Consider the following 7,802-nt stretch of genomic DNA (forward strand, 5'->3'; position numbering starts at 1 on the left):
GAGCGCCGCCGACGCCGCCGCCAGCCCCGCCGCGGAGCGCAGCACCCCGGCGCCGTCGGTCGCGATCCGCTGCACCCGGGACCGGGCGGCCCCGGCCACCAGCGCCTCGGGTCCGCCGCGCTCGACGGGGTCGACCTGCCGCAGCGCGCCGGACTCGACCCGGCGGGCGATGTCGTGGGCCGCGCGGTGCGCGAACACCAGGCCCTCCAGCAGCGAGTTCGACGCGAGCCGGTTGGCGCCGTGCACGCCCGTGCACGCCACCTCCCCCACCGCGTACAGCCCGGGCACGGACGCCCGTCCGACGATGTCGGTGACGACGCCGCCCGAGTGGTAGTGCTGCGCCGGGGCGACGGGCACCAGGTCGGTCGCGAGGTCGAGGCCATGCTCCGCGAGCCGCCCGGCGATGGTCGGGAACCGGCGGCGCAGCCGGTCCGCCCCCAGGTGCCGGGCGTCCAGCAGCACGTGGTCCGACCCAGTGCGGGCGAGCTGCCGGACGATCGCCTTCGCGACGACGTCCCGGGGCGCGAGCTCCGCGAGGGGGTGCACGCCCGCCATGAACCGGTGGCCGTCGGTGTCGACCAGGTGCGCGCCCTCGCCGCGCACCGCCTCGGAGATCAGGGCGAGCTGCCCCTTCACCCCGGACCCGAGCCACAGCACGGTCGGGTGGAACTGCACGAACTCGACGTCGCCGAGCACCGCACCGGCGCGCAGCGCCGCGGCGATGCCGTCGCCGGTCGCCTGGGCGGGGTTGGTGGACGAGCGGAACACCTGGCCGATGCCGCCGGTGGCGAGCACCACCGCGGGCGCGAGCACGGCCCCCACCCCGTCGCGGCTGCCCGCGCCGATGACGTGCAGCGTCACCCCCGCGACCGGGGCGGGACGGCCGTCGTGCCCCGGCGTCCCGGTCAGCACGTCGAGGACGAGGGCGTTCTCGATGACCTCGATGCCCGGGTCGGCGCGCACGGCGTCGAGCTGCGCGACCAGCGCCCGGGAGATCTCGGCGCCCGTGGCGTCGCCGCCCGCGTGCGCGACGCGGTCCGCGTGGTGCCCGCCCTCGCGGGTCAGGCTCAGCGCGCCGTCGGGCTCGGTGTCGAACACGGCGCCGCGCGCGACGAGCTCGCGCACCCGCGCGGGCCCCTCGGTGACCAGCACCTCGACCGCCCGCGGGTCGCACAGCCCGACGCCCGCCTCCAGGGTGTCCCGCAGGTGCGCGGCCGGGGAGTCCGCCGGGTCGAGCGCCGCGGCGATGCCGCCCTGCGCCCAGATGGTCGACCCGGACACGAGCGCGCCCTTGGTCACCAGCAGCACGCGCGGCACCCGGGTCCGCAGCTCGAGGGCGGCCGTCAGCCCCGCGATGCCCGAGCCCACGACCACGGCGTCCGCGTGCGCCGTCCAGCCGGGGGCCGGGGCGGCGAGCCGGCGCGCGAGGCGGGTCGTCACCGCCGGGTGCCGGCGTCGGTGCCGACGTCAGAGGCGTCGGCGGCGTCGGTGGCGTCGGGCGCGGCCGGGCCGCCGAGGTCGGTGCGCACCGGGTGCGGCAGGCCGTCGCCCCCGGCAGCCGTGCCGCCCGCGTCGCCCTCCACGAGCGCCCTGCCCTGGTCGAACGGCACGCCGCTCGGGTGCAGGCCCGACGTCGCGGTCCACGAGTCCGGCACCGTGCCCGGGTCGTGCCCGGTGTCCATGATCCGGTTGTCGGCGTCCACGAGGACGACGTGCGGCTCGTAGGTCCGCGCTTCGGCGTCGGGCAGCATCCCGTACGCGATGAGGATGACCACGTCGCCCGGGTGCACCAGGTGCGCGGCGGCGCCGTTGATGCAGATCTGCCCGGAGCCGGGCTCGCCCGCGATCACGTAGGTCGTCAGGCGCGCGCCGTTGGTCACGTCCACGACGTCGACCTGCTGACCCGGCAGCAGGTCCGCGGCCGCCAGCAGGTGCGCGTCGACGGTGATCGAGCCGACGTAGTGCAGGTCGGCCTGCGTCACGGTCGCCCGGTGGATCTTGCCGATCATCATCGGCCGCAGCAGCGACGTCATCACGCCCACCTCACGTCGGAGTTGTCGATCAGGCGGGTCGCGCCCACCCGGCCCGCCACGGCCAGCACTGCGGTGCCGCCCGCCGGGCGCCCGTCGAGGTCCGCGAACGTCGTCGGGTCCACGAGGGCCAGGTCGTCGGTCTCGACCCCGGCGGCGTCGAGCACCGCCCGGGTCGCCGCGCGCACGTCGTCCGGGGTGCCGCCCGCCGCCGCCGCGTCCCGCCCTGCGGCGAGGGACCGGCTCAGCGCGAGCGCGCGCACGCGCTCGTCGTCGGACAGGTACGCGTTGCGCGAGGACAGCGCGAGGCCGTCCGCGTCCCGCACCGTGGGCACGCCCACGACCTCGACCGGCACGTCCAGGTCCCGCACCATGCGCGTCACCGCGACGAGCTGCTGCACGTCCTTGCGGCCGAACAGCGCCACGTCCGGGCCGGTCAGGTGCAGGAGCTTGAGGACCACGGTGAGCACGCCGTCCAGGTGCCCGGGCCGCACGGCGCCCTCGTGCACCGTGCCGATCACCCCGGCCGAGACCCGGACCACCGGGTCCCCGTCGGGGTAGACCACCTCGGGTGTCGGCGCGAACACCACGTCGCCCTCGCCCAGCAGGTCCGCGGCGGTCAGCAGCGCGAGGTCGCCGTCCAGGTCGCGCGGGTAGCGGTCCAGGTCCTCGCCCGCCCCGAACTGCAGCGGGTTCACGAAGATCGTCACCACGACCTGCTCGGCCCGCGCGCGGGCCTCCCGGACCAGGGCGAGGTGCCCGGCGTGCAGGGCGCCCATCGTCATCACGACGGCGCGGCGGGCCGGGACGAGCGCCTGGTCGAGCTGGTCGCGCGTGCGCGCCAGCGTGGGGGCACCCGTCCGTGCGGGGGTGGTCATGCCTGGTCCTCTCCGTCGGCGCCCGGGGCGGGGGTGTCGTCCCCGTCGTCCTGCGCGCCGTGCACCGTACTCCCGTCCGGGCCGTCGTCCCGAACCGGGGCCGCTCCCCCGAGGGCGTCCAGCAGCGCCTCACCCTGGTCCGGGCGCAGCAGGCCCGCGCCGAGCGCCCGGCCGGTGGCCGCACGCGACAGCGTCCGGTACGACTCCGCCACGTCCGTCGCCCCGGTCCGCACGCCCAGCGCCCCGAGCTCTGCCAGGTGGTCGCGGACCGTGCCCGCGTCGCCGCGCCGCACCGGGCCCGTGAGGGTGGTCACCGCGCCCGTCGTGACGTCGCCGCTCGACTCCCGACCGCCGCCCGCCGACTCCGCGCGCAGCGCGCCGTCCAGCGCGGCCGTCAGCAGCGGCCGCAGCACCGCGCCCGGGTCGCCGACCCCCGCGGCCGCGAGCGCCTGCCCGGCCTGCGCGACCAGCACCACCAGGTGGTTCGCCCCGTGCGCCAGGGCCGCGTGGTACAGCGGGCGCACCGCCTCGTCCAGCACGACGGGCTCGCCGCCCATCTCCACGACCAGCGCCTGCCCGATCGGCAGCACCGGCGTCGGGCCCGACACGGCGAACGTGCAGCCCACCAGGCGGGACAGGTCCAGAGACGTCCCCGTGAACGTCATCGCCGGGTGCAGGGCCAGCGGGATCACCCCGGCCGCCCGCGCGGGCGCCAGCACGTCCGTGCCGAACCGCCCGGCGGTGTGCACCACGATCTGCCCGGCCTGCCACGCGCCGGTCGCCGCGAGCCCCGCGACCAGGTCCGCGAGCGCGTCGTCCGGCACCGCCAGCAGCACCAGCTCCGCCCGGCGCACCACCTCGGGCACGTCGAGCACCGGGACGCCCGGCAGCATCGCGTCCGCCCGCTCCCGCGACTCCTGCGACACCGCGCTCACGCCCACCACCGGGTGCCCGGCCGCGCGCAGGGCGCTGCCCAGCACCGCGCCGACCCGGCCCGCGCCGACGACGCCGATCCCCAGCCGCGTCATGCCCGGCGCATCCACAGCTCCGGCCCCGCCCCGGCGCGGGCCACCCGCGCCCGCGTCGCCTGCTCGTCCACCAGCCCCGCCGCGACCCGCTCGTCCAGGTGCGCGACGTGCGGCGTCACCGGACCCGGCGTCGACTGCAGCTGCACCGTCGCCAGCCGCAGGCGCCGCTGCCACGGGCCCTGCGCCAGGGTCAGGGACTGCGTGCGCTCGTGCGGGACCACGACGAGGCGCCGCGTCAGCACGCCCGAGCGCAGCACGAGGGCGCGCTCGGTCACCGTCACGCCGTGCCGCCGCCAGGCGATCGGGTCCAGCCAGCGCGACCGCCGCGGGGCGACCGCCCAGCCGTCCGCGGCGTCCCGGCCGACCAGGCCCGTGGCGACGAGGCCGCGCGGGTCCGCGGTCCCCAGGTCCGGGAGCACCAGCCACAGCGCCAGCAGCGCGTCGTCCCGCGTCCCCACGGGCAGCAGCACGTTCGCGCTCTGTGTGTCGTCCTCCCCGCCCGAGCCGTAGCCCGCGACGTTGACCTCGACCCGCCACCAGTCCCGGCCCCGCCACAGCAGGCCCTGGGTGATCTGCACCGCCTGCACCCGGCCCGGCGGCACCGTCTGCGCGCGCGCCTCCGTGAAGCCGTGCCGCAGCCGGATGCCGTCCGGGGAGATCGCGGCCCGGAAGTTCGCGCCCCGGTTGAACCGGCTCCACGTGTACGACACGACACCGAGCAGACCCGGCAGGATCGCGAACGCCGACCCGATCTCGCCCGAGGTCACCACGACGACGACCAGCACGACCGCGAGCACGACCAGCCAGATCGACGCGGACGACCGCAGGATCGACGCCAGCAGGCGGCCGATCGGGACGTCGTAGACGGGCTGCTCGGGGGCCACGGGCGCGGGGGCGTCCCAGTCGGCGTCCGGCTCCTGGCCGGGCGGGACGGGCGCGGTCACGACGGGGCCCGCAGCGGGGGCGGCGACGGGGTGCGCCGGGGTGCCGTGCGCAGCGCCGTCGGGTGCGGGTGCGGGGGCAGCAGCCGGCGACGGGGCGGCGGCGCGGCGGGAGCGGTGCACGCCCGCGGCCCGCGCGAGCAGCTCGGCCCGCAGCTGCTCCGCCTCGGCCTCGCGCAGGAACGCCAGCGACACCGCCGACCCGGACCCGCCCGCGACCTCCAGCCGCAGCTCGGACAGCCCGAGGATGCGCGCCAGCAGCGGCTGCACCACGTCGACCGCCTGCAGGCGGTCCAGGCGCGCCTGGCGCTGCTGCCGGAACAGCACGCCCGTGCGCAGGTGCACGGCCTCGTCGGTGACCGCGAACCGGGTCATCCGCCAGGCCACCGCCGAGTACCCGAAGCCGATCAGCGCGACCAGCAGGATCGCCCCGACGACGTACAGCCACACGCTCGCGCCCAGCAGGCCCGCGAGGTCGCGGACCTCGTCGGCCGAGTTCCACACCACCACGGCGATGACCGCGACGAGGACCTTCCAGCCCTTCACCGCGGGGGTCACCGGGTGCATGCGGCGCCAGCCGAGGTCGTCGGCGGGCGGCTCCGGCTCGGGTGCGGGAGCCGCAGCGGGCGCGTCCGGCGCAGCCGGAGGCACGCCCGGCGACGCCGAGGGCGCGTCAGGGACCTTGGGTGCGGCGGGTGCGGCGGGGTGCACGGGGCCGGTCGTGTCCCCGACCCGCTCCGGCCCCGCCACCTCGCGGGGGTCGGTCACAGCCCCGCCAGCCGGGCCTCGCCGCGCGACGCGAGCTGGTCGCGCAGCCGGGCGGCCTCCGCCGCGGGCAGGCCGTCGATGGACGCGTCGGTGCCGGGCGAGGCGGTGTGCAGCTGCACGGACGCGATGCCGAGCTGGCGGGCCAGCGGACCGGCGGACACGTCGACGTACTGCATCCGGCCGTAGGGCACCACGACCATCGACCGGAACAGGATGCCCTTGCGCAGCAGCAGGTCGTCGGCGCGCTCGGCGTAGCCCATGGCGCGGACCTGCCGCGGCACCAACCACGCGACCCACGCGAGCAGCACCGCGACGCCGCCCGCGCCGATCCACAGGCCGACGAGCCCGGACAGCGCGGCCGCGACGACCAGACCCAGCAGCGGCACCCCCAGCCAGATCGCGTTCACGACGAGCCGGGCGGTCGCGAGCCGCGGCGACACCGGGGTCCACGCGACGCCCTCGGGCTCGAACGGCTCGCTCTCGCGCAGGGGTGCCTGGGCGGGCGCGTCGGGGTCCGCCACGGGGGCGGCGACCACGGGCTCGGGCAGGTCGGGCGTGCTCATGAGCACCATCCTTCCACCGCGACCGCCCCGCGGCGCAGGACCGCGTCGTCGTCCGCCCGTCCGGACCCTCAGGTCGCGGCGGCGGGCGGGGTGGGGTCGGTGGCGCCGGGCGCGCGCTCCTCCGGGTCCTGCGGGGGGATCCGGCAGAACCACTCCACGACCAGGCCGACCACCAGGAGCACCACGGAGCCGAGCACGGCGAGCCCCGCGCTGGCGGCACGCGACGCCTGCGCCTCGATGCCCAGGTCGCCCAGCACGTCGAGCACCTGCGCCACGTACCAGCCCGCGAGCAGCGCGCCGGTGTAGCAGGACGCCTTGGCGAGCACGGCGGTGCGGGCGGCGCGCAGCGGGTCGAGCGACGGGTGCTTGCCCCGCAGGTACTGCCGCACCGACCAGCCCATGCCGAGGACGACCGCCGCGATCAGCACCAGCACCGCGACCATCGCCCACGGCACCTGCGGCAGTGTGTGCCCACGGCTGCCGACCAGCCGCACCACCAGCCAGCCGAGGCCCGTGGCGAGGACGGCGATCAGGACCAGGGTGCGGACGCGGGTGCGCTGCATCAGGGGCCCTGCCGGCCGTCGGGCTCGTCGGCGGTCGGCTGCGGGCCCGTGCTCTCGATGCCCGCGACGGCGTCCTGCGCGGGGTCGCGCTCAGGGCTGCGGACCGGGTCGAACGGGTGGCGGTACGGGGCGCCGTCGGCGGCGGGCGCCGGACCGTCGGCGACGGGCGCGAACGGCGGCCGCTCGACGGGCGCGGCGTCGCGGCCGTCGTGGTCCAGGTCCGGGCGATCCCGGTCCGTGCTGCCAGGCTCGGCCGAGCCGGCAGGACCGGCGGGGTCCAGGTCCGCCGGGTCGGGCAGCGCGGCGGGCACGGGCGCGGTCAGCCAGTCCAGCGCGAGCCAGCGGACGCCCTCGCGGTCGGGGGCGGTCGCGGCCAGGGCCGCGACCGGGCCGCCGCCGAGCCCGTGCAGGACGGCGTCCGGCTGCACCTGCGCCCAGGGCTGGAGCACGAACGCCCGCTGGTGCGCCCGCGGGTGCGGCAGCTCCAGGTCGTCGGTCACGGCCGACACCTGCCCGTAGACGATGATGTCGACGTCGAGGGTCCGCGGCCCCCAGCGCACGGTGCGCTCCCGGCCGTGCCGGCGCTCGACCTCGGCGGTGGCGCGCAGCAGGTCGCGCGGGGACAGCGTGGTGCGCGCGACGACGACCGCGTTGAGGAAGTCCGGCTGGTCCGGCCCGCCCACGGGCGCGGTGCGCGCCAGCGCGGAGACGTCGACCACCTCGATGCCCGGGGAGTCCGCGAGATCCGCGACGGCGTCGCGCAGCGTGTCCTGGGCGGCGCCGAGGTTGGACCCGATGCCGAGGACCACCTCGACCGGCGCGTCGGGGGCGGCGTCCAGGGCGTCCTGGACGAGCTCGCCGTCCACGACGTCGTCGTCCGGGGCGAGCAGCGGCACGCCCCCGGGTGCCGACGCCACGCCCGGCGCGTCGGGCGCCGGCGGCATCGATGTCGTCGCGTCGCGGGCGTCGGCGGGCTCGGGCGCCGCCACGGGCAGCACGGCCGTCGCGTCGGGCGGGTCGAGCGGGCCGGG

The 7,802-nt window shown here is 78.0% G+C and carries 8 protein-coding genes; all 8 read right to left on the reverse strand.

The window, feature by feature from the left end; translation table 11 throughout:
• On the reverse strand, positions 1-1,440 hold a 1,440-nt coding region (locus tag EBM89_RS18500; RefSeq protein ID WP_122151099.1), incomplete at its 3' end, for an L-aspartate oxidase.
• Positions 1,437-2,033 (reverse strand): aspartate 1-decarboxylase, encoded by a 597-nt coding sequence (gene panD, locus EBM89_RS18505; RefSeq protein ID WP_122151100.1) that lies wholly within the window; start codon positions 2,031-2,033, stop codon positions 1,437-1,439. The genes EBM89_RS18500 and panD, both read right to left, overlap by 4 nt.
• Positions 2,033-2,908, reverse strand: a complete 876-nt coding sequence (gene panC / locus EBM89_RS18510; protein WP_122151101.1) for a pantoate--beta-alanine ligase — start codon at positions 2,906-2,908, stop codon at positions 2,033-2,035. The genes panD and panC overlap by 1 nt, the downstream gene beginning before the upstream one ends.
• On the reverse strand, positions 2,905-3,936 hold the full coding sequence (locus EBM89_RS18515) for a Rossmann-like and DUF2520 domain-containing protein (RefSeq protein WP_122151102.1): 1,032 nt from the start codon (positions 3,934-3,936) through the stop codon (positions 2,905-2,907). Before EBM89_RS18515 ends, panC begins: the two co-directional genes overlap by 4 nt.
• Positions 3,933-5,645, reverse strand: coding sequence for a PH domain-containing protein (locus EBM89_RS18520; RefSeq protein WP_233571848.1), 1,713 nt, complete (start codon positions 5,643-5,645; stop codon positions 3,933-3,935). Before EBM89_RS18520 ends, EBM89_RS18515 begins: the two co-directional genes overlap by 4 nt.
• Positions 5,642-6,208: a PH domain-containing protein gene (locus tag EBM89_RS18525; protein WP_122151106.1), complete on the reverse strand. Its 567-nt coding sequence runs from the start codon at positions 6,206-6,208 to the stop codon at positions 5,642-5,644. Before EBM89_RS18525 ends, EBM89_RS18520 begins: the two co-directional genes overlap by 4 nt.
• Before the next feature lie 68 nt (positions 6,209-6,276).
• On the reverse strand, positions 6,277-6,771 hold the full coding sequence (locus EBM89_RS18530; protein ID WP_122151103.1) for a DUF3180 domain-containing protein: 495 nt from the start codon (positions 6,769-6,771) through the stop codon (positions 6,277-6,279).
• Positions 6,771-7,802: 2-amino-4-hydroxy-6-hydroxymethyldihydropteridine diphosphokinase (folK, locus tag EBM89_RS18535; protein WP_122151104.1), on the reverse strand; the 1,032-nt coding region annotated here is incomplete at its 5' end. The genes EBM89_RS18530 and folK, both read right to left, overlap by 1 nt.

This window comes from Cellulomonas triticagri (assembly GCF_003696205.1).
GTDB lineage: Bacteria > Actinomycetota > Actinomycetes > Actinomycetales > Cellulomonadaceae > Cellulomonas > Cellulomonas triticagri.

Coding starts and splice junctions, on each gene's coding strand:
- panD (WP_122151100.1), bottom strand. CDS start 2,033: ATGACGTCGCTGCTGCGGCCGATGATGATCGGCAAGATCCACCGGGCG.
- panC (WP_122151101.1), bottom strand. CDS start 2,908: ATGACCACCCCCGCACGGACGGGTGCCCCCACGCTGGCGCGCACGCGC.
- EBM89_RS18515 (WP_122151102.1), bottom strand. CDS start 3,936: ATGACGCGGCTGGGGATCGGCGTCGTCGGCGCGGGCCGGGTCGGCGCG.
- EBM89_RS18525 (WP_122151106.1), bottom strand. CDS start 6,208: ATGAGCACGCCCGACCTGCCCGAGCCCGTGGTCGCCGCCCCCGTGGCG.
- EBM89_RS18530 (WP_122151103.1), bottom strand. CDS start 6,771: ATGCAGCGCACCCGCGTCCGCACCCTGGTCCTGATCGCCGTCCTCGCC.